This is a genomic window from Micromonospora sp. NPDC126480, from assembly GCF_040302465.1.
In the GTDB taxonomy this organism is placed as follows: domain Bacteria; phylum Actinomycetota; class Actinomycetes; order Mycobacteriales; family Micromonosporaceae; genus Micromonospora.
In genome coordinates this window covers 171,766-192,264 of the sequence record NZ_JBEORU010000010.1, presented here as the reverse complement: position 1 = coordinate 192,264, position 20,499 = coordinate 171,766, and the positions used below count along the sequence as shown (strand labels likewise).

The 20,499-nt window shown below is 73.7% G+C and carries 21 protein-coding genes; 15 read left to right on the top strand and 6 right to left on the bottom strand.

From position 1 onward, the window contains the following. Positions 1–51: 51 nt before the first annotated feature. The 5 genes from dop to prcA all read left to right on the top strand — a co-directional run bounded on the left by dop (position 52) and on the right by prcA (position 4,245). The gene (dop, locus tag ABTW87_RS12495) at positions 52–1,569 is read left to right on the top strand and encodes a depupylase/deamidase Dop (protein ID WP_350650914.1); all 1,518 of its coding nucleotides are present in this window, start codon (positions 52–54) and stop codon (positions 1,567–1,569) included. A gap of 113 nt (positions 1,570–1,682) precedes the next feature. Further along, positions 1,683–1,898, top strand: a complete 216-nt coding sequence (locus tag ABTW87_RS12490; protein ID WP_350650913.1) for a ubiquitin-like protein Pup — start codon at positions 1,683–1,685, stop codon at positions 1,896–1,898. A gap of 22 nt (positions 1,899–1,920) precedes the next feature. After that, positions 1,921–2,607: an endonuclease VII domain-containing protein gene (locus tag ABTW87_RS12485; protein ID WP_350650912.1), complete on the top strand. Its 687-nt coding sequence runs from the start codon at positions 1,921–1,923 to the stop codon at positions 2,605–2,607. Then, positions 2,526–3,365, top strand: a complete 840-nt coding sequence (prcB, locus tag ABTW87_RS12480) for a proteasome subunit beta (protein ID WP_350650911.1) — start codon at positions 2,526–2,528, stop codon at positions 3,363–3,365. Before ABTW87_RS12485 ends, prcB begins: the two co-directional genes overlap by 82 nt. A 55-nt stretch (positions 3,366–3,420) precedes the next feature. After that, positions 3,421–4,245, top strand: coding sequence for a proteasome subunit alpha (gene prcA / locus ABTW87_RS12475; RefSeq protein ID WP_350650910.1), 825 nt, complete (start codon positions 3,421–3,423; stop codon positions 4,243–4,245). Positions 4,246–4,262: 17 nt separating this feature from the next. On the opposite strand, the gene rfbB is transcribed toward prcA, so the two are convergent. Then, entirely contained in the window at positions 4,263–5,237 is a 975-nt protein-coding gene (gene rfbB, locus ABTW87_RS12470) for a dTDP-glucose 4,6-dehydratase (protein ID WP_350650909.1), read from the bottom strand. Positions 5,238–5,349: 112 nt separating this feature from the next. On the opposite strand from rfbB, the gene pafA reads away from it, so the two are divergent. After that, on the top strand, positions 5,350–6,708 hold the full coding sequence (gene pafA, locus ABTW87_RS12465) for a Pup--protein ligase (protein ID WP_130324809.1): 1,359 nt from the start codon (positions 5,350–5,352) through the stop codon (positions 6,706–6,708). A gap of 69 nt (positions 6,709–6,777) precedes the next feature. After that, entirely contained in the window at positions 6,778–6,963 is a 186-nt protein-coding gene (locus tag ABTW87_RS12460; RefSeq protein ID WP_350650908.1) for a hypothetical protein, read from the top strand. 83 nt (positions 6,964–7,046) lie between these two features. Here ABTW87_RS12460 and ABTW87_RS12455 read toward each other — a convergent pair whose 3' ends face one another. Further along, positions 7,047–8,132 carry a DUF3866 family protein gene (locus ABTW87_RS12455; RefSeq protein WP_350650907.1) on the bottom strand — a complete coding sequence of 362 codons (1,086 nt, stop codon included), beginning with the start codon at positions 8,130–8,132 and terminating at the stop codon, positions 7,047–7,049. A 138-nt stretch (positions 8,133–8,270) separates the two neighbouring features. Here ABTW87_RS12455 and ABTW87_RS12450 point away from each other — a divergent pair, with 138 nt between their 5' ends. The 5 genes from ABTW87_RS12450 to tatC all read left to right on the top strand — a co-directional run bounded on the left by ABTW87_RS12450 (position 8,271) and on the right by tatC (position 12,038). Beyond that, positions 8,271–9,269, top strand: coding sequence for a helix-turn-helix transcriptional regulator (locus ABTW87_RS12450; protein ID WP_350650906.1), 999 nt, complete (start codon positions 8,271–8,273; stop codon positions 9,267–9,269). Then, entirely contained in the window at positions 9,266–10,303 is a 1,038-nt protein-coding gene (locus ABTW87_RS12445; protein ID WP_350650905.1) for a helix-turn-helix transcriptional regulator, read from the top strand. The genes ABTW87_RS12450 and ABTW87_RS12445 overlap by 4 nt, the downstream gene beginning before the upstream one ends. A gap of 10 nt (positions 10,304–10,313) precedes the next feature. Further along, positions 10,314–10,562 carry a hypothetical protein gene (locus ABTW87_RS12440; protein WP_350650904.1) on the top strand — a complete coding sequence of 83 codons (249 nt, stop codon included), beginning with the start codon at positions 10,314–10,316 and terminating at the stop codon, positions 10,560–10,562. Between the two features lie 207 nt (positions 10,563–10,769). Beyond that, complete coding sequence (tatA, locus tag ABTW87_RS12435; protein ID WP_350650903.1) at positions 10,770–11,069, top strand: Sec-independent protein translocase subunit TatA; 300 nt, start codon at positions 10,770–10,772, stop codon at positions 11,067–11,069. 18 nt (positions 11,070–11,087) lie between these two features. Then, positions 11,088–12,038 carry a twin-arginine translocase subunit TatC gene (gene tatC, locus ABTW87_RS12430; RefSeq protein WP_350650902.1) on the top strand — a complete coding sequence of 317 codons (951 nt, stop codon included), beginning with the start codon at positions 11,088–11,090 and terminating at the stop codon, positions 12,036–12,038. A gap of 4 nt (positions 12,039–12,042) precedes the next feature. Here tatC and ABTW87_RS12425 read toward each other — a convergent pair whose 3' ends face one another. Then, complete coding sequence (locus tag ABTW87_RS12425) at positions 12,043–12,852, bottom strand: formate/nitrite transporter family protein (protein ID WP_350650901.1); 810 nt, start codon at positions 12,850–12,852, stop codon at positions 12,043–12,045. 114 nt (positions 12,853–12,966) lie between these two features. Here ABTW87_RS12425 and ABTW87_RS12420 point away from each other — a divergent pair, with 114 nt between their 5' ends. Further along, positions 12,967–13,899 carry a diacylglycerol kinase gene (locus ABTW87_RS12420; protein ID WP_350650900.1) on the top strand — a complete coding sequence of 311 codons (933 nt, stop codon included), beginning with the start codon at positions 12,967–12,969 and terminating at the stop codon, positions 13,897–13,899. Here the strand turns inward: ABTW87_RS12420 and ABTW87_RS12415 are convergent. Next, positions 13,862–14,779: an EamA family transporter gene (locus ABTW87_RS12415; protein WP_502891571.1), complete on the bottom strand. Its 918-nt coding sequence runs from the start codon at positions 14,777–14,779 to the stop codon at positions 13,862–13,864. The two genes, ABTW87_RS12420 and ABTW87_RS12415, sit on opposite strands and share 38 nt — an antisense overlap. A 33-nt stretch (positions 14,780–14,812) precedes the next feature. Continuing rightward, on the bottom strand, positions 14,813–15,583 hold the full coding sequence (locus ABTW87_RS12410; RefSeq protein WP_350650899.1) for an HAD family hydrolase: 771 nt from the start codon (positions 15,581–15,583) through the stop codon (positions 14,813–14,815). 88 nt (positions 15,584–15,671) lie between these two features. On the opposite strand from ABTW87_RS12410, the gene ABTW87_RS12405 reads away from it, so the two are divergent. Beyond that, entirely contained in the window at positions 15,672–18,461 is a 2,790-nt protein-coding gene (locus ABTW87_RS12405; RefSeq protein ID WP_350650898.1) for a DEAD/DEAH box helicase, read from the top strand. A gap of 167 nt (positions 18,462–18,628) precedes the next feature. Further along, positions 18,629–19,507, top strand: coding sequence for an MHYT domain-containing protein (locus tag ABTW87_RS12400; RefSeq protein WP_350650897.1), 879 nt, complete (start codon positions 18,629–18,631; stop codon positions 19,505–19,507). Positions 19,508–19,571: 64 nt separating this feature from the next. Here ABTW87_RS12400 and ABTW87_RS12395 read toward each other — a convergent pair whose 3' ends face one another. Further along, positions 19,572–20,489, bottom strand: coding sequence for a 5'-3' exonuclease (locus ABTW87_RS12395; RefSeq protein ID WP_350650896.1), 918 nt, complete (start codon positions 20,487–20,489; stop codon positions 19,572–19,574). Positions 20,490–20,499 lie beyond the last annotated feature (10 nt).

Sequence of the window (20,499 nt, the reverse complement as noted above, 5' to 3'; positions counted from 1 at the left end):
CCGACTACGCTCGACAGCGGGACCGGTCGGGCAAGCGAAGCGGGTAGGTCGATGAGCGTTAGACGGATCATGGGCACCGAGGTCGAGTACGGCATCTCCGTGCCCGGCCAGGCCGGGGCCAACCCGATGGTCACCTCCTCACAGGTGGTGAACGCCTACGGGGCACGCCCGGAGCTCAACCGCGGCGGCCGGGCCCGCTGGGACTACGAGGAGGAGTCGCCACTGCGCGACGCCCGCGGCTTCACCTACTCCGGCGCCGCGTACGACCCCGCCGAGGCCCTCGCCGACGAGGACCTGGGGCTGGCCAACGTGATACTCACCAACGGGGCGCGGCTGTACGTCGACCACGCGCACCCCGAGTACTCCACCCCCGAGGTCACCAACCCCCGGGACCTGGTGCGTTGGGACAAGGCGGGGGAGCGGGTGATGGCCGAGGCCGCCCGGCGGGCCGCCACCATCCCCGGCACCCACCCCATCCACCTGTACAAGAACAACACCGACAACAAGGGCGCCAGCTACGGCGCCCACGAGAACTACCTGATGCGGCGGCAGACCCCGTTCGCCGACATCGTGGCGTACCTGACCCCGTTCTTCGTCACCCGGCAGATCATCGCCGGGGCCGGCCGGGTCGGCATCGGCCAGGACGGCGGGCAGAACGGCTTCCAGATCTCCCAGCGCGCCGACTTCTTCGAGGTCGAGGTGGGCCTGGAGACCACCCTGAAGCGGCCCATCATCAACACCCGCGACGAGCCGCACGCCGACGCCGACAAGTACCGGCGGCTGCACGTCATCATCGGCGACGCCAACCTGTCGGAGATCTCGACGTACCTCAAGGTCGGCACGACCGCGCTGATCCTGACCATGATCGAGGAGAAGGCGCTCGGCCCGGACCTGGGCATCGCCGACCCGGTCAGCGAGCTGCGCGCGGTAAGCCACGACCCGTCGCTCAACCACCTCATGCGGCTGCGTGACGGCCGGCGGCTCACCGCCCTCGACGTGCAGTGGGCCTACTACGAGCGGGTGCGCTCCTTCGTGGACGACCGGTACGGCGCCGACATCGACGTGCAGACCGCCGACGTGCTGGACCGCTGGGAGAGCGTGCTGGACCGGCTCGGCCGCGACGTCATGCTCTGCGCCGACGAACTCGACTGGGTGGCCAAGTTGCGGCTGCTGGAGGGTTACCGGGAGCGGGAGAACCTCGGCTGGGGCTCGCACAAGCTGCAACTGGTCGACCTCCAGTACTCCGACGTCCGTCCGGAGAAGGGGCTCTACCACCGGCTGGTGTCGCGCGGCGCGATGAAGACCCTGCTGCCGGAGGAGGAGACCCGGACCGCGATGACCGAGCCGCCGGAGGACACCCGGGCGTACTTCCGGGGCCGCTGCCTCGCCCAGTACGCCTCCGAGGTGGTCGCCGCGAGCTGGGACTCGGTCATCTTCGACGTCGGCCGCGAGTCGCTGGTGCGGGTGCCGATGATGGAGCCGGAGCGGGGCACCCGCAAGCACGTGGGCGAGCTCTTCGACCGCTGCGAGAGCGCCAAGGACCTGCTGGAGACGCTGACCGGCGGCTGAGCCGGCACGCCGTCGCGAAAATGCCCGTCGGGTGCCGGGAGCCGGCGTGCGACGGGCTTTTCGTCGCCTGCGCGAGGTAAGTTTCTCGCAGACGATCGTGGAGGAGGCACCCCATGGCCACTCGTGACAGCGGCGGGCAGTCGCAGACCGGGAAGTCCCGGCAGGGCGAGGAGATCGAGGACGTCAGCACCGAGGCGAACCCGGAGGTCGCCGAGCGGCACGCCGAGATCACCGAGGACGTCGACGACCTGCTCGACGAGATCGACTCCGTCCTGGAGGAGAACGCAGAGGAGTTCGTCAGGGGCTATGTACAGAAAGGGGGCCAGTAGGGCATAAAGGCATTAAACGGACATGCCCTTTCCGCTTGATGATCGGGACGGAAATCGTCGTTGTCGAGACTGTGGCGAGTGGAAGCCTCTTGAGGAGTTCTGCGCAAACAGCAAGCGGCCGGACGGCCGCGGCAGCTATTGCAAGCCGTGCTTCAACCTGAGGTCAAGGGCGAGCTACGCCAAGCGCCTGAAGGAGGAGCGCGGCCGGGAGGCCCGCCAGCTGCCGGCCGTGCCGGAAGGCCAACGCCGTTGCCCGGACTGTGGCGAGATCAAGCAGTTGGCCGAATTCCCACGTAACCGCTCCGGCCGCGCCGGTTACGGCCGATACTGCAAACCCTGCCACAACGCGAGGGGCAACGAGACGCGGCTGCGGCTCTACGGCGGCAGCCGGGAGTACCACCTGCGGCGGCGGTACGCGGTCGGGCAGAAGGAGTTCGACGAGCTGCTCGCTGAGCAGGGCGGGGTCTGCGCCATCTGTGGCGGGGAAGATCCGCAACACCTGGACCACGATCATCGCACCGGATGGGTGCGCGGGATACTCTGCTTCAACTGTAACGGTGGTCTTGGTCAGTTCCGGGACAGTCCGGACCGGCTGGCCAGGGCGATCACGTACCTGAGAGGAACCACGTGGCAGCGGGTTTTGATCCATCCGGGCGTCTTCCAGATGTGTTCACCAACGCGGGGACGTCCTCCTTCACAGCGTTCCTGAGCAAGGTGGCCCCCGAGATGCTGCCCGGACGACGGCCGCTGCCGCCGGGCATGGCCGCCGACCTGGCGCCGCACGCCACCACCATCGTGGCGATCTCCGCCGTCGGCGGCGTGGTGATGGCCGGCGACCGCCGGGCCACGATGGGGAACCTGATCGCTCAGCGGGACATCGAGAAGGTGCACCCGGCGGACGCGTACTCGCTCGTCGGCATCGCGGGCACCGCGGGCATCGGCATCGAGCTGATGCGACTGTTCCAGGTGGAGCTGGAGCACTACGAGAAGATCGAGGGCGCGATGCTCTCGCTCGACGGCAAGGCCAACCGGTTGGCCTCGATGATCCGGGGCAACCTCGGCGCGGCGATGCAGGGCCTCGCGGTGATCCCGCTGTTCGCCGGGTTCGACCTGGCGGCGAAGGACCCGGCACGGGCCGGCCGGATCTTCAGCTTCGACGTGACCGGTGGCCCGTACGGGGAGACCGGCTACGACGCCATCGGCTCCGGTTCGCTGTTCGCGAAGTCGGCCCTGAAGAAGCGGTACCGGGCGGGGCTGTCGATGGACGACGCCGTCCGCCTGGCGGTGGAGGCGCTGTACGACGCGGCCGACGACGACACGGCGACCGGCGGGCCGGACCTGACGCGGCGCATCTTCCCGGTGGTGATGACCGCGACGGCGGAGGGCACGCACCGGCTCACCGACGCGGAGGCGGCGGCGATCGCCGAGAGCGTGGTCGCCGGCCGGATGGAGAACCCGGGCGGCTGAGCCGCCCACCCGTAAGCCAGTCCCCAAGCAGACCGCCGTAAGGAGAACCGCCGCAGTGGCCATGCAGTTCTACGCCTCGCCCGAGCAGATCATGCGCGACCGCTCCGAGCTGGCCCGCAAGGGCATCGCCCGGGGGCGCAGCGCGGTGGTCCTGAGTTACGCCGGCGGGGTGCTCTTCGTTGCGGAGAACCTGTCCAGCGCCCTGCACAAGGTCAGCGAGATCTACGACCGGATCGGCTTCGCCGCGGTGGGCCGGTACAACGAGTTCGAGAACCTGCGGCGCGCCGGTGTGCGGATGGCCGACCTGAACGGTCTGAGCTACGACCGGCGGGACGTGACCGGCCGTGGGCTCGCCAACGCGTTCGCCCAGACCCTGGGGGCGATCTTCACCGAGCAGTCGAAGCCGTTCGAGGTGGAGATCTGCGTCGCGCAGGTCGGCGCGACGCCCGGGGACGACGAGCTGTACCGGCTGACGTACGACGGGTCGGTCAACGACGAGCCGGGCCGGATGGCGATGGGCGGCCAGGCCGAGGCGATCACCGGGGTGTTGAAGTCCGACCACCGGGCCGACATGTCGCTGGGAGACGCGGTGAAGGTGGCGGTCAAGGCGCTGAGCAGCGTCGGCGGCGAGGGCGGGGCGGCCCGCACGATCGCGGCGGACCAGCTCGAGGTGGCGATCCTGGACCGCACCCGGGTGGGGCGGACGTTCCGGCGGATCACCGGTGCGGCGCTGACGGCCCTGCTCGACGGTGGGAAGGCCGAGGACGCCACGGCCCGCCCGGAGACGCCGACGGTGCCGACGGAGGAGGCGCACAAGCCGACCACGTCGGCGGGTTCGGCGGATCTGGAGGGTCAGGAGCCGGAGCGCCCGGAGTCCTGAGGCCGGGGTGGTGGCGGTCAGGCCTCGACGAGCGGCCGCCACCACGAGCGGTTGTCGCGGTACCAGTCGATCGTGGCGGCGAGGCCCGCGTCGAAGTCGACGGTGGGCGCCCAGCCGAGGTCGCGCCGGGTGGTGGTGGTGTCGAGGGCGTACCGGCGGTCGTGGCCCTTGCGGTCGGCGACCGGCCGCACGCGGTCCCAGCCGGCGCCGAACGCGGTGAGCAGCCGCCCGGTCAGGTCCCGGTTGGTGAGTGCGGTGCCGCCGCCGAGATGGTAGACGGCGCCGGCACGGCCGACCTGGTGGGCGAGCGTGATGCCGTGGCAGTGGTCGTCGACGTGCAGCCAGTCGCGGACGTTGCCGCCGTCGCCGTACAGCGGGAGGGCGCGCCCGTCGAGGAGGTTGGTGACGAAGCGCGGGATGACCTTCTCCGGGTGCTGGTACGGGCCGTAGGTGTTGGCGCCACGGGTGATCACCACGTCCAGTCCGTGGGTGCGGTGGTAGGCGAGGGTGAGCAGGTCGGCGGCGGCCTTCGAGGCCGAGTACGGGGAGCTGGGGTCCAGCGGGGCGGACGGCGGCCAGGCGCCGTGGTCGATGGAGCCGTACACCTCGTCGGTGGAGACGTGCACGAAGCGGCCGGTGCCGTGCCGCAGCGCGGCGTCGAGCAGGGCCTGGGTGCCGACCACGTTTGTGGTGACGAACGGGGCGGCGCCGGCGATGGAGCGGTCCACGTGGGACTCGGCGGCGAGGTGGACGATGACGTCGTGCCCGGCGACGGTGGCGTCGACGAGGTCGGCGTCGCGCACGTCGCCGCGGACGACCCGCAGGCGGGGATCCTCGCGGACGGTCCCGAGGCTGTCCTCGGTGCCGGCGTAGGTGAACGAGTCGAGCACGGTGACCCGGTCCGGGCGCAGGGTGGTTTCGGCGCCGGTGAGCAGGCGCCGCACGTACGCCGAGCCGATGAAGCCGGCACCGCCGGTGACGAGGATTCGCACGGCTCGCACCGTACCCCCCGGGGCGGCCGGCGTGGACGGCGCCGGCGGCGACCGGTGGGACGGGGGTGGCGAGCGCTGCCCATCTGTCGTCCCGGGCGGCTAATGTCTCATCATGGAGCGGCGAATCTTCGGCCTCGAGACCGAGTACGGCGTCACCTGCACCTATCGCGGGCAGCGCCGACTGTCCCCCGACGAGGTCGCGCGGTACCTGTTCCGGCGGGTGGTGTCGTGGGGCCGGTCGAGCAACGTGTTCCTTCGCAACGGGGCCCGGCTGTACCTGGACGTCGGGTCGCACCCGGAGTACGCGACGCCGGAGTGCGACTCGGTGGTGGATCTGGTGGCGCACGACCGGGCCGGTGAGCGGATCCTGGAGGGGCTGCTCGTCGACGCGGAGAAGCGGTTGCACGACGAGGGCATCGCGGGCGAGATCTACCTGTTCAAGAACAACACCGACTCGGCCGGCAACTCGTACGGCTGCCACGAGAACTACCTGGTCTCCCGGCACGGTGAGTTCGGCCGGCTGGCGGACGTGCTGATCCCGTTCCTGGTCACCCGGCAGTTGATCTGCGGGGCGGGGAAGGTGCTGCAGACGCCGCGCGGGGCGGTCTACTGCCTGTCGCAGCGGGCGGAGCACATCTGGGAGGGGGTGTCCTCGGCGACCACCCGCAGCCGTCCGATCATCAACACGCGCGACGAGCCGCACGCGGACGCCGAGCGGTACCGCCGGCTGCACGTGATTGTGGGCGACTCGAACATGAACGAGGTCACCACGCTGTTGAAGGTCGGCTCGGCGGACATCGTGCTGCGGATGATCGAGGCCGGCGTGGTGATGCGGGACCTGACGCTGGAGAATCCGATCCGGGCGATCCGCGAGGTGTCCCACGACATCACCGGGCGGCGGAAGGTGCGGCTGGCCTCCGGCAAGGAGGTCAGCGCGCTGGAGATCCAGCAGGAGTATCTGGCCAAGGCGACGGAGTTCGTCGAGCGGCGCGGCGGTGACCAGACGGCGAAGCGGGTGGTGGAGCTGTGGGGCCGGGTGCTGCGGGCGGTGGAGACCGGTGACCTGGAGCCGGTGGCCCGGGAGATCGACTGGGTGACGAAGCTGCGGCTGATCGAGCGCTACCAGCGCAAGCACGACCTGCCGCTGTCGCATCCGCGGGTGGCGCAGATGGATCTCGCGTACCACGACCTGCGTCGGGGGCGGGGCCTGTACGGGCTGCTGGAGCGGCGGGGTGAGGTGGACCGGGTGGCGACTGACCCGGAGATCTTCGAGGCGAAGGAGACGCCCCCGCAGACCACGCGGGCGCGGCTGCGGGGGGAGTTCATCCGGCACGCCCAGGAGAAGCGGCGGGACTTCACCGTGGACTGGGTGCACCTGAAGCTGAACGACCAGGCGCAGCGCACGGTGCTGTGCAAGGACCCGTTCCGGGCGTACGACGAGCGGGTGGAGCGGCTGATCGCCAGCATGTGACAGGAGCGGCCGGTCGGGTGGGTGGTGCTGGTCGCCCGCCGGCCGGCCGCCCGGTACGCTGGCGGCGCCATGATGCCTACTGACCCGGCCGGTCCCGGCTCCGAGAAGCAGAACTGGGTGGAGCGGCGCCGCCAGAAGATCCGCGATGAGATCGAGCGCAACCGTCGCGGCGAGTACACGGTGCCCACATGGGTGCTGGCGCTCGCCCTGATCCTGATCGTGGGCGGTTGGGTGGCGTTGGTGATCTTCGCCTGATCCGTCCTGCGTCCCACGTCACGTCACACGATAGAAGTTTGCGGGCTGTGCGAGATCGCCGAGCCGCTGATCGGCGGCGGCGGTCAGCCGGCCAGCCGCGCGGCGTGCCGGCCCGCCGCCGCGGCGGCGAGGAAGTAGGCGCGGTCGGCGTCCAGGCCGCGGCCCATCGTCGACAGCGGCACCGGGCTGGCCCGCAGCGCGGCGTCGAGGCCGTCGACCGGGACCCGGACCACGTCGTGCCGGGCGGCGAGGGGCGCCAGTGCAGCGTCGACCGCGCCGGCCAGCGCCGGGTCGAGCCCGTCCGGCACCACCAGCTGCGCGCGGGCCAGGGCCACCCGGCCGTACGCGGTGAGGCTGTGGTGGGACACCCCGCGGTGCCGGGGGCGGGGGTCGGCGTCGGAGATCCGCAGCGACCCGACCGGCCGCCCGCCCAGCGCGGCGACCGCGTTGACCGCCTCGCCGACCGCCACCCCGGAGAAGCCCCAGCGGGTGCCGGTGCCCAGGTTGCCGGGGCCCTGGGCGATGACGGCCACGTCGGCGCGCAGCACGTGCCGGGCGGCCAGCAGGCCGGTGTGCAGGGTGCTCGCCTCCAGGTCACCGCCGAAGGCCTGGCCGACGCTGACCGTGCCGGCGAGGTGTTCCCGCAGCCCGGCCAGGGTGCGGGAGAACCAGGCGGGCAGGGCGCCGCCGTCGGTGAGCAGGTACGCGACCCGGGCGTGGGGCGCGTCGGCGCGGATTCCGGCGAGGATCGCCGGCAGGGCGGAGTGCAGGTCCGCGGTCACCACCGGCAGCCCGGCCAGGTCGTCGGCGTCGGCGAGGACCGCCCGGTGCGGCGAGGCCTCCTCGTCGACGCCGAGCAGGATCGGCTGCAACGGGGTGTAGCGGGCCTTGACCAGGTGACCGGCGTCGCGGTTGTCCGCCGGGGCGGGCGGGTCCGGCGGCAACCGGTCGGGCAGGGCCACCACCAGGGCGTACCCGCCGGTGCCGAGGCCCATCAGCAGGGCGCCGGCGTTGAGCAGCACCCGGTCGCCGACCCGCGGCCGGCCGACCAGCTCGGGGTACGCGAGGGACCGCATCGCGGTGCCGTCGGCGAGGGTGACGTCCAGCTCGACCGCGCCGGTCCACTCCCGCCGTACCGCCGTCACGGTTCCCGACCGCCATCGCACCATGCGGTGGACGCTAACGGTCGAGGTCGGTGCGGGGTGAACCCGGGTGGCGGTGCCGGCGATCGTGGCCGGCCGTAGGGTGACCGCGTGACGCGCGGCGTGGGTACACGTGTTCGGGCCGGCGGCTGCTAGCGTCGTACCGTGTCGCGGACCCGCACCGAACGCCTGGTCAACCTGGTGATCTGCCTGCTGTCCACGCGACGGTTCCTGACCGCCGCGCAGATCGCCGCGACCGTGCCCGGTTACGAGCACGATCCGCAGGACGCGCGTGACCACGAGGCGTTCCAGCGCAAGTTCGAGCGGGACAAGGCCGAGTTGCGCGAGCTCGGCGTCCCGCTGGAGACGGGGACGGCCAGCGCGTTCGACGTCGAGCCCGGTTACCGGATCGCCCGCCGGGAGTACGCGCTGCCCGAGATCCCCCTGGAACCGGACGAGGCGGCCGCCGTGGGCATCGCCGCCCGGCTGTGGCAGCACGCCGGCCTGGCCGCCGCCGCCTCCTCCGGGCTGGCCAAGCTGCGCGCCGCCGGCGTGGACGTGGACCCGCAGGCCACCCTCGGGCTGGAGCCCATGGTGACGGTCGATCCCGCCTTCGCGCCGCTGACCGCCGCCGCCCGGGACCGCCGCGAGGTGACCTTCGACTACCGGGTGCCGGACCGGGACGAGCCGTCCCGCCGCCGGCTGCAGCCGTGGGGCGTGGTCTGCTGGCGGGGCCGGTGGTACGTGGTCGGCCACGACCTGGAGCGGGCGGCGACGCGCTGCTTCCGGCTGTCCCGGGTGGTGGGTGCGGTCCGGGCGACGGGCCGGCCGGGGGCGTACGAGCCGCCCGTCGGGGTCGACCTGATCAGCCACGTCGCCCGTTGGTCGGGGCCGGTGGAGCGCACCGGGCGGGCGACGGTGCTCGCCGCGCCCGGCCGGGCGGCCGGGTTGCGCCGCTGGGCGGTGGAGACCGGCGGTGGCCCGGACGGCGACCGGCTCGTCCTGCCGTACGCCGACCCGGAGTCGCTCGCCGGGCAGCTCGTCGGGTACGGCCCGGACGTGCGGGTGCTCGACCCGCCGGAGGTGCGGGAGGCGGTCATCCAGCGGCTCAAGGAGATCGCCGCCCGCCACGACGACCTGGCCGTCGCCGGGGGTGCCCGGTGACCCGGCCGGCCGCCCGCGGCGGCTCGCGCACCTCCGCCGACCGGTTGGCCCGGCTGCTCAACCTCGTGCCGTACCTGCTGGCCCGCCCCGGAATCGAGATCGCCGAGGCGGCCGCCGACCTGGGTGTCACCGAGCGGCAGCTCCGGGAGGACCTGGAACTGCTGTGGGTGTGCGGGCTGCCCGGGTACGGGCCGGGTGACCTCATCGACATGGCGTTCGACGGGGACCGGGTGACGATCACCTACGACGCCGGCATCGACCGGCCGTTGCGGCTCACCCCGGACGAGGCCCTCGCCCTGGTCGTGGCGCTGCGGATGCTCGCCGAGACGCCGGGGGTGGCCAACCGGGAGGCCGTGGAGCGGGCCCTTGCCAAGATCGAGAACGCGGCCGGTGACCTGGTGGCCGCCCCGGTCGAGGTGCGACTGCCGGCGGACACCCGCCGGGTCGCCGAGCTGCGGGCGGCGGTGGAGAGCGGCCGGGCGCTGCGGATCACCTACTACACGGCGGCCCGGGACGAGACCACCGAGCGGGTCGTCGACCCGCTGCGGATGCTGATGGTCGGCGGCCGGGCGTACGTGGAGGCGTGGTGCCGGCGGGCCGAGGGGATGCGGCTGTTCCGGGCCGACCGGATCGACGCGGTGACGCCGCTTGACGAGCCGGCCCGGGTGCCGCCGCAGGCCGTCCCGCACGACCTCAGCGACGGCGTGTTCCGGCCCTCGCCGGACCTGCCGCTGGTCACCCTGCGGATCGGCCGGAGCGAGCGGTGGATCACCGAGTACTACCCGTGCGAGCGGGTCGAGGAGGGCGGCGGCGACCAGTGGCTGGTGTCGCTGCGGGTCACCGACCTGGGGTGGGCGCGCCGGTTCGTGCTGGGGCTGGGACCGGACGTGACCGTGGTCGCCCCGGCCGAGCTGGCCGCGCAGGTGCACGCGGCGGCGGTCGCGGCCCTCGACGCGTACGCGACGCCGCCGCCCCCGCGTCCGGCGGCCGACCCGCCGGCGGCCGACCGGGCGGTGGCGACGCAGGGCCAGTAGGCTGGCCGCCGTGGTGACGTGGATCGTGGTCGCGTTGGTGGTCGTCCCGCTCGTGGCGCTCGCGCTGGCCGTCCGGCCGGTGCTGGTGCGGTTGCCCCGGCTGCGTCGCGCCGCCGTGGCGCTGCAGCGGCGCGCCGGCGAGGCGGAGGCCCTCCAGGAGGCCGCGGAGGCTCTCCAGGCAAGGGCCGAAGGGCTGCAGGAGCGGCTGGAGACCGCCCAGCAGCGGGTCGCCGTCATCAAGGCCAAGCGCGGCCGCTGATCGATCGCCGTCGCGTCGTGCGCGATCGGAGCCCGATCCGCGCAGCCAAGAACACCGGCGGGTGGTTGACGGGACATCGGGGATTGGTCGAGACTTCACCCGCCGGGACGATCTCCCACCCTCCCGGCGGGTGGCAACGACCCGCATCGCACGTACGATGGGCTGCGGTACCACCCCTGCCCCGACACAGAGCGACTGGAGCTTCCCATGGGTGCCCTCAAGCCGTGGCACATCGCCGTACTCGTGGTCGTGCTGATCCTGCTCTTCGGCGCGAAGCGGCTCCCCGACGCGGCCCGCTCGCTGGGCCGGTCGCTGCGGATCATCAAGGCCGAGACCAAGAGCCTGGCCGACGACGACCGCGACCTGGCCGAGAAGGCCGACGCGCAGGCCGGTTACCAGCCGCTGCCGCCGCAGCAGCAGGCGCCGTACGCCCAGCAGGCGCCCTACCAGGCCCCGCCGCAGCAGCAGCCGGTCGTCGACCCGGTGCAGCGCTCCCGCGACAACTGACCGAAGGGCCCGAGCACCGTGGCCTTCGCCCTGCGTAAACGCGGCCCGAGCAAATTCGAGCGGGCCGCCGACGGCTCGATGACGCTCGTCGAGCACTTCCGCGAGCTGCGTACCCGGCTGTTCCGCGCCTCCCTGGCGATCCTGGTCGGGCTGATCGGCGGCTTCATGCTCGCCCAGCCGGCGTTCGACCTGCTCAGCCAGCCGTACTGCCAACTGCCCGGGATGACGGTCAACGGCGAGTGCCAGAACTTCCTGATGCTCGCGCCCACCGACGGCTTCGTCCTCAAGCTCAAGCTGGCGCTCTGGATCGGGCTGATCCTCGGCGGGCCGGTCTGGCTCTACCAGTTGTGGGCGTTCGTCGCGCCGGGTCTGCACCGGCACGAACGCAAGTGGGCGTACGTCTTCGTCACGATCGCGGCGCCGCTGTTCGCCGCCGGCGCGGTGCTCGCGTTCCTCGTCGTCGACAAGGGGCTGGCGTTCCTGCTGGAGGCCGGCGTCACCGGCACCGACTCGCAGCTGGAGGTGACCCGGTACATCTCCTTCGTCACCACGATGATCCTGCTCTTCGGGGTGGCGTTCGAGTTCCCCCTCACGCTGCTGATGCTCAACTTCACCGGCGTGGTGAGCGCCCGGCGGCTGCTGAGCTGGTGGCGGGTCGTCGTCTTCATCTGCTTCGCGTTCGCGGCGGTGGCCACGCCGGATCCGGGCCCGTTCGGCATGACGCTGCTGGCGCTCTGCCTGTCCCTGCTCTACTTCATCGCGGTCGGGGTGGCGTTCCTCAACGACCGGCGCAAGGGGCGCGGCAAGGAGGTCTACGCCGGCGTCGCGGACGACGAGGTGTCGCCACTGGTTTTCGACAACCAGCCGGTGGAGGCCGGCGCGCCGGTCGAGGCGCCGACGCCGGTCGGCGGCCCCGAGCCGGTGGCGGCGCCCGCCCCGATCGAGCGCCGCTACGACGAGATGACCTGACGGGTCAGGCCGAGCGGGCCCGTTCCTCCGCCAGCCGGTGCGGCACCCGGACCATGCGTAGCATCGCGACCAGCCCCACGCCGCCGACCACGTTCCCGAAGGCGGACCACGCCAGCGCGCCCAGCCAGTCGAGGTAGCCGAATGGTGCCCGACCGGTGGTCAACGCGGTGAACATGAAGATCGAGTCCAGCACGCTGTGGAAGAGCTGGCCGGCGGCGAGCAACGCGCCGAACAGCACCGCCGCCGCCAGCCGCACGCCGAGACTCTCGGTGGCGTGCTGCGTCCGGGTCATCAGGGTGATCACCATGCCGGCGAGGACCGCGAGGGTGAACGACCGCGCGTTGACCCCCAGGTCGGCGTAGTAGGCGCCGACGGCGGTGGCGGTGTCCCGCAGTTCCGGGTAGGCGCGGGTGATGAGCCAGGCCACGAGCCAGCCCCCGACCAGGTTCCCGGCGAGGGTGACGACCCACAGCCGGATCAGCGCCCGCAGCCCGGCCCGCCGGGCCGCGACCGCTGTCACCGGTACCAGGAAGTCCTCCGTGAACAGCTCGCTGCGGGCCAGCAGCAGCGCCACGAAGCCGATGCTGAAGGCGAGCCCGGCCAGCAGGGTCTGACCGGTGCTGTGCTCCACCAGCAGGTACGCCAGCACGCCGGTCCCGACGTCGATTCCACCGAGCGTCCCGGTGGCCGCCAGGGACGGCCACGAACGGGCCAGCCGGACGGTGCCCTCCTCGAGGATCCGGTCGAAGGCCTCCTCGATCTCCCGCTCCCGCCGGCGGGGTTGCGGGAAGTCGGGGCCGGCACGTGCGCGCATGCCGCGGTTTCCCCGCTGCGCCGGCCGCTATGCCCGGGGACGGCGTCGGCACGTACGGCCGGCCAGGCCGGGCCCGACGGAAGGGGGTGCCCGCCGCCCGGTACGCCGGGTACGGTGCACGCCGTGACCGCAGACGATCACTCCTTCGCGGCCGACGGTCCGGTCGCCGTCCTGGCCAACCCCACCGCCGGCCGGGGACGCCACCGCGGGCTGCTGCCGCGGGTGCTGGACCGGCTCGCGGAGGGCGGGCGCCCGGTGCGGGTGCTGGACGCGCGTACCCCGGTGCAGGCGCAGGCCGCCTGCCACGAGGCCGTGGCCGACGGCGCCGCCGCGCTCGTCACGGTCGGCGGCGACGGCACCGTGCACCTGGCGCTGCAGGCGGTGGCGGGGACGTCGGTGCCGTTCGGTGCGGTGCCGGCGGGCACCGGCAACGACTTCGCAATCGACACCGGCTTTCCGGGCGACCCGCTGACCGCCGTCGACGCGATGGTCGCGGCCCTACGGGACGGCCGCTCCCGCCCCGTCGACCTGGCGCGGATCACCGCGGCGGACGGCACGCACCGCTGGTACGGGGCGGTGCTCGCGGCCGGCTTCGACGCGATCGTCAACGAGCGGGCCAACCGGATGCGCTGGCCGCGTGGCCCGCGCCGCTACGACCTGGCGATCCTGGTGGAGCTTGCCCGGCTGCGTCCCCGCCGCTACACGCTGCGCCTCGACGGGGAGATCCACGAGACGGACGCCGTGCTGGTGGCCGTCGGCAACTGCCCGTCCTACGGCGGCGGCATGCGGATCTGCCCGGACGCCGACCCGACCGACGGGCTGCTGGACGTGGTGGTGGGCGGGCGGTTCGACCGGCGCACGCTGATGCGGGTCAAGCCCCGCATCTACCGGGGCACCCACGTCGCCCATCCGCTCGTGCGCAGCTACCGGGCCCGGACGGTGGAGGTCGAGGCGGCCGGCATCACGACCTACGCCGACGGCGAGCGGGCGGTCGACCTGCCGGTGACGATCACCGCGGTCCCGGGGGCGGTGCGGCTGCTGCGGTGACCCGGACCGCGCCGATGCTGGCGGCGATCACCAGCCCGGTCGCGAGCACCTCCACGGCGGTCAGGGCCTGGCGCAGGACCAGCCAGCCGGCGAGGGCGGCGATGGCCGGGCCGAGGCTCATCAACACGGCGAAGGTGCCGGTGGGCAGCCGGCGCAGGGCGAGCAGCTCCATCGTGTACGGGACCACCGAGGACAGCACGGCGACGGCGCCGCCCAGCGCCAGCACGGCCGGGTCCAGCAGCGCGGCGCCGCCCCGCGCCAGGCCGGCCGGCAGGGTGAGCAGCGCGGCGACGGCCAGTGCCAGGGCGAGACCGTCGGCTCCCGGGAAGCTGCGGCCGACCCGCGCGCTGGTCACGATGTACGCCGCCCACATCGCTCCCGCGCCGAGGGCGAGTGCGGCGCCGGCCGGGTCGAGCCGGTCGAAACCGCCCTGGCCGAGCAGTGCCACGCCGGCGAGCGCGAGCCCGGCCCAGCACCAGCTGGCCGCCCGGCGGGCGGCGAGCACCGACAGCGCCAGCGGGCCGAGCACCTCGAGAGTGACCGCCGGGCCGAGCGGGATGCGCTCGATGGCCTGGTAGAACAGCGAGTTCATCCCGGCCAGTGCGACGCCGAACGCGCCGGCCGCCGCCCAGTCGCGCCGGCCGTACCCGCGCAGCCGGGGCCGGCACACCGCCAGCAGCAGCACGGCGGCGACGGTCAGCCGCAGGGTGACCGCCCCGGCGACCCCCGACCGGGGGAAGAGCAGGGCGGCCACGGCCGACCCGAACTGCACCGACAGCGCCCCGCCGAGCACCAGCCCGACCGGGCCGAGGCGGCCGCGCGGACGGCGGGCCGGCGCGGGGTCGGGCACCGGCCGGTCGGGCAGCAGGGTGTCGGTCACACCTCCGACCCTAGGTGCCGGCCCAGCCGCGGCTCAGTCCGGGACGGCCAGGTCCAGTACCGCGCCCAGGCCGCTCGGGCGACCCGCGTCGGCGGCCGGGAGCACGAGCACCGCGCAGCCGGCGGCCACCGCCCCCGCGTCGGCCGGGGTGTCCCCGACCATCAGCGAGCGCTCCGGGTCGACGCCCAGCATGCCGCAGGCACGCAGGAAGATCCCCGGGTCGGGCTTGCAGCGGCCCACCTCGTACGACAGCGTGTACGTGTCGACCAGGTCGGCGAGCCCCCAGGCGGCGAAGAGCGGCCGGATGTCGAAGCCGATGTTGCTCACCACGCCCACCCGTACCCCGGCGGCGTGCAGCGCGGCGAGGGTGGGAGCGGTGTCCGGGTACGGCACCCAGCCCTCGGGCACCAGCAGCCGCTCGTAGAGCGCGTCGGCGAGGCCGTCGATGCCGGTGTCGACCGTCGCCGCCAGGCCCGTGTACGCGCCGCGGTGGGCGTGCGGGTAGAGGTCGCGGTCGGCCCACAGTTCGGCAAGCGCGGGCGGGACCCGGGCCGGTAGTGGTCCGCCGGCCCGGCCGGCGGTGAGCAGCCGGTCGGCGAGCGAGGTCGCCCGGATCCGGTCCAGCGTGACCCCGCAGGCGGCGGCCGCCGCGGTCACCCACGCGGTGGCCTCCTCCACCTGGGCGAGGGTGCCGTGGAAGTCGAAGAGCACCGCCTCGACGGGCCGGCGGGACGCCACCGGGCCGGCGGGCGCGTCGGCGCTGCCCGGGGCGGGTGTCTGGGCGGGTTCGGTACGGTCCGGCACGCCGTGCACCCTACCGATCGCCGCGGCGGGGCCCGGACGGGACGGCCTTGTGGGGTGTCCCGGGGCGGCACGCACTAATCTTGGTCACATGTCGAGCCCCGCCGAGCGGTACGCCGCGGCGCGCCGCCGGGCCGCGCAGGCCTCCCAGTTCCCGGCGCTGGACGAGTTCGCCTTCGACCTGGGGTTCGACCTCGACGACTTCCAGCGGGAGGCGTGCCAGGCGCTGGAGCGGGGCAGCGGCGTGCTGGTGTGCGCCCCCACCGGGGCCGGCAAGACGGTGGTCGGCGAGTTCGCCGTCCACCTGGCGCTGCGCGGCGGGGCGCCGGCCGGCGCGGAGGGCGCGCCCGGCGGGCGGCGCAAGTGCTTCTACACCACCCCGATCAAGGCACTGTCGAACCAGAAGTACCACGACCTGGTCGACCGCTACGGCGCCGAACAGGTTGGGCTGCTCACCGGCGACAACGCGATCAACGGGGACGCGCCGGTGGTGGTGATGACCACCGAGGTGCTGCGCAACATGCTCTACGCCGGCTCGGCCACGCTTGAGGGCCTGGCGTACGTGGTGATGGACGAGGTGCACTATCTCGCCGACCGGTTCCGTGGCGGCGTGTGGGAAGAGGTGATCATCCACCTGCCCGCCTCGGTCACGCTTGTCTCGCTGTCCGCGACCGTGTCCAACGCGGAGGAGTTCGCCGACTGGCTGGTCACCGTGCGCGGCGAGACCGCGGTGGTGGTCAGCGAGCACCGGCCGGTGCCGCTGTGGCAGCACATGCTGGTCGGCCGGCGGATGTTCGACCTGTTCCACGACGCCGACGCCGCGCGCAAGCACGACGTGCACCCGGAGTTGCTGCGCTACACCCGGGACACGGTGCGCCGCCTGGAGCTGGGGGAGGGGCGCAGCGCCGGGCCCGGCGGGGGCCGGCGCGGGCCGCGCTGGCGGGGGCCGATGCGCCCGGACATCGTCGACCGGCTCGACCGGGAGGGGCTGCTGCCGGCGATCCTGTTCATCTTCAGCCGGGCCGGCTGCGACGCGGCGGTGCAGCAGTGCCTCGCCGCCGGGCTGCGGCTGACCAGCCCGGAGGAGCGGGCGGAGATCCGCCGGGTGGTCGAGAGCCGGGTGACCGCGATTCCCGGCGAGGACCTGTCGGTGCTGGGCTACTGGGAGTGGCTCGACGGGCTGGAGCGGGGTCTCGCCGCGCATCACGCGGGCATGCTGCCGGCGTTCAAGGAGGTCGTCGAGGAGCTTTTCGTCCGCGGGCTGGTCAAGGCCGTGTTCGCCACCGAGACGCTCGCGCTGGGCATCAACATGCCGGCGCGGTGTGTGGTTCTGGAGCGCCTGGTGAAGTACAACGGCGAGGCGCACGTCGACCTGACGCCGGGGGAGTACACGCAGCTGACCGGGCGCGCCGGCCGCCGCGGCATCGACGTGGAGGGGCACGCCGTCGTGGTGTGGTCCCCGGAGACGGACCCGCGGCACGTGGCCGGTCTCGCGTCGACCCGCACGTACCCGTTGCGGTCCAGCTTCCGGCCGTCGTACAACATGGCCGTCAACCTGGTCGGCACGGTCGGCGCGGAGCCGGCCCGGGCGCTGCTGGAGTCCTCGTTCGCGCAGTTCCAGGCGGACCGGTCGGTGGTCGGGCTGGCGCGGCAGGTCCAGCGCAACACCGAGACCATCGAGGCGTACGGCGCGGAGGCGGCCTGCCACCACGGCGACTTCGACGAGTACTTCGGGTTGCGGGTGGCCATCGCCGACCGGGAGCGGGCCATCGCGCGGCAGGGGCAGAGCCAGCGCAAGGCGGCGGCGGTCGCCTCGCTCGAGCGGTTGCGGGTGGGTGACGTGATCCGGGTGCCGTCCGGGCGGCGGGCCGGCCTCGCGGTCGTGCTGGACCCGGCGACCGGCGGCTTCGGGGAGCCGCGCCCGCTGGTGCTCACGCAGGACCGGTGGGCGGGCCGGGTCAGTCCCGGCGACTTCACCACACCCGCCGAGGTGCTCGCCCGGATCCGGGTCCCCAAGCACTTCAACCACCGCTCGCCGGCCGCCCGACGGGACCTGGCCGCCGAGGTCAGCGGCACCGGCCTGGACCGGCACGGCGGCCGGCGGGGTGGCCGGTCCCGGCAGGCCGCCGGGGAGGACCACCGGCTCAGCCAGCTCCGCACCGAGCTGCGCCGGCACCCCTGCCACGCCTGCCCGGAGCGGGAGGAGCACGCCCGTTGGGCGGAGCGCCGCCGCCGGCTGGAGAAGGACACCGAGGAGCTGCGGCAGCGGGTGGCCGGGCGCACCGGTTCGCTGGCGCGGACGTTCGACCGGATCGTCGCCCTGCTGACGGCCCGCGGCTACCTGGCGGCGGACGGGGCGGTCACCGACGCCGGGCGGATGCTCGGCCGGATCTGGACCGAGGCGGATCTGCTGGTCGCGGAGTGCCTGCGCCGGGGTGTCTGGGACGGGCTCAGCCCGGCCGAGCTGGCGGCGGCGGTGTCGGTGGTGGTCTTCGAGGCCCGCCGTGACGTCGACGAGCGGGCGTCGCTGCCGCGCGGTCCGGTGGCCGATGCGGTCGACGAGACGTTGAAGCTGTGGAGCGAGATCGAGGCCGACGAGGCGGCCCGGGGCCTGGCGGTCACCCGCGAGCCGGATCTCGGCTTCGCCTGGCCGATCTACCGCTGGGCGCGGGGTGAGGCCCTCGCGAAGGTCCTCTCCAGCGGCCACGAGATCGACGGGGAGATGCCGGCGGGTGACTTCGTCCGCTGGGCGCGGCAGGTCGTCGACCTGCTCGGCCAGCTCGCCGACTCCGGCGGCGCCTCGACTGAGCTGCGCAGCACCGCCCGGCAGGCGATCGCCGCCGTCAACCGGGGTGTGCTCGCCTATCACGCGACCGCCTGAGGTGCACGCAGAGTAGTCGCAGGCGGTCAAATCGACGCATCCCTACGTCACTGTGGCGACACCCTCCGAAGTGTCAGCTATCCGCTGTTGCGGCAGGTGAGGCGCTCCCCGATCATTGCTGGGGCGCAATGTTACGCGCCAGTATCTTCTCTGGGGGGATCACCGCGGTGGCGGAGATAAATCACTTCGAGTACGGGTGGATCACACCCGCGCTGAGCTACGCGCTGTCCGTGCTCGGCTCGTTCCTCGGCCTCATCTGTGCCGGGCGCATCCGCACCGCCCAGACCGGGGGGCAGCGGGCGTGGTGGGGGACGCTCGCCGCGTTCGCGATCGGCGGCACGGCCATCTGGACCATGCACTTCATGGCGATGCTCGGCTTCGCCGTCGAGGGCACCCGCATCCGGTACGACGTGCCGATCACCGCGGTCAGCGCGGCCGTCGCCGTGGCGGCGGTCGGCATCGGCCTGGCTGTCGCCGGCACCGGGCGGCTCTCCGTGTCCCGGATCCTCGCCGCCGGCCTGCTCACCGGCGCGGGGGTGGCGGCGATGCACTACACCGGCATGGCGGCGATGCGGCTCGGCGGCGACCTCCGGTACGACCGGCCGCGGGTGATCGCCTCGATCGTCATCGCGGTGGTCGCGGCCACCGTCGCGCTGTGGCTGGCGGTCACCGTGCGCCGCGTCCTGGCCGTCGCCGCCTCGGCGCTGGTGATGGGCGTCGCGGTCAACGGCATGCACTTCACCGGGATGAGCGCCCTCTCGGTGCACCTGCACGACACGCAGCGGGAGATCACCGGCGCCGAGGTGGGCACCCTGCTGGTGCCGATCGTGCTGGGGGTGATCCTGGTCGTGGTCGGGCTCGTGTACGCGCTGCTCGCCGCCCCGACCGACGAGGACCGGGCGGCGGCGGCGTACCTGGACGCCCGTCAGGTGCCCGAGCCGGCGCCGGTGGTGGCGCCGACGGATCCGGTGGGCCTGCGGGCCCGTTCGACGCTGGCCCGCCCGGGCACCCCGTTCCCCTCCCGCCGCAGCGACACGCCGCGGTGACGGCCGCGGCGGCGCTCCGGGCCGGGTGCCCCGGAGCGCCGGCGGCCGGCCGGTCAGGCCGGGCTCAGCCGGCGCGGGCGGCCAGGGCGTCGACCAGGCGGCGGGCGGACCCGGCGAGGTTCCACCGCTGCGCGAGGTCGAGCAGCCGCTCCGGGTCGGCCGGCGCGGTCGGCAGGTCGGTGGGGACCGCCGGCAGCGGCACGTCCAGGGCGACCCGTACCACCTTCGGGGCGACCGCCAGGTAGTCCCGCGCCCCGGCCAGCTTGGTCCGCAGTCCGGGCGCGAAACCCGAGCCGGGGTCGTCCAGGGCGGCGAGGATGCCGGCGAGGTCGCCGTACCGGTCGACGAGGCGGGCGGCGGTCTTCTCACCGACGCCCGGCACGCCGGGCAGGCCGTCGCTGGGGTCGCCGCGCAGGGCGGCGAAGTCGGCGTACCGGGCGGCGGGCACGCCGTACCGGGAGCGGACCGCGGTGTCGTCGCAGTCCTCCAGCTTGGCGACGCCCCGACCGACGTAGAGCAGGCGTACGCCCCGGTCGTCGTCGACCAACTGGAACAGGTCCCGGTCGCCGGAGACCACCTCGACCGGCCCGGGCTGGGTGACCGACAGGGTGCCGAGCACGTCGTCGGCCTCGTACCCGGCGGCGCCGAGGGTGGTGATGCCGAGGGCGTCGAGCACGTCGAGGATGACCGGCACCTGCGGGGTGAGCGTGTCGGGCACCACCTCACCGCCCTCCGGCGCCACCCGGTGCGCCTTGTACGACGGCAGCAGCGCCACCCGCCAGTCGGGTCGCCAGTCGTGGTCCATCGCGCAGACCATCCGGCCCGGCCGCCGGGTGCGGATCAGCGTGGCCAGCATGTCGAGGAAGCCGCGCACCGCGTTCACCGGTTGACCGTCGGAGGTGGTGGCGGCGGACTCCGGGATGCCGAAGTAGGCACGGAAGTAGAGGCTGGGGGCGTCGACGAGCATGATCGGGGCTGTCACGACCGACAGC

Bases quoted from the DNA above. Each gene is read 5' to 3' on its own strand.
- dop (WP_350650914.1), top strand. From the start codon at position 52: ATGAGCGTTAGACGGATCATGGGCACCGAGGTCGAGTACGGCATCTCC.
- ABTW87_RS12490 (WP_350650913.1), top strand. From the start codon at position 1,683: ATGGCCACTCGTGACAGCGGCGGGCAGTCGCAGACCGGGAAGTCCCGG.
- ABTW87_RS12485 (WP_350650912.1), top strand. From the start codon at position 1,921: ATGCCCTTTCCGCTTGATGATCGGGACGGAAATCGTCGTTGTCGAGAC.
- pafA (WP_130324809.1), top strand. From the start codon at position 5,350: ATGGAGCGGCGAATCTTCGGCCTCGAGACCGAGTACGGCGTCACCTGC.
- ABTW87_RS12460 (WP_350650908.1), top strand. From the start codon at position 6,778: ATGATGCCTACTGACCCGGCCGGTCCCGGCTCCGAGAAGCAGAACTGG.
- ABTW87_RS12455 (WP_350650907.1), bottom strand. From the start codon at position 8,132: ATGGTGCGATGGCGGTCGGGAACCGTGACGGCGGTACGGCGGGAGTGG.
- tatA (WP_350650903.1), top strand. From the start codon at position 10,770: ATGGGTGCCCTCAAGCCGTGGCACATCGCCGTACTCGTGGTCGTGCTG.
- ABTW87_RS12425 (WP_350650901.1), bottom strand. From the start codon at position 12,852: ATGCGCGCACGTGCCGGCCCCGACTTCCCGCAACCCCGCCGGCGGGAG.
- ABTW87_RS12405 (WP_350650898.1), top strand. From the start codon at position 15,672: ATGTCGAGCCCCGCCGAGCGGTACGCCGCGGCGCGCCGCCGGGCCGCG.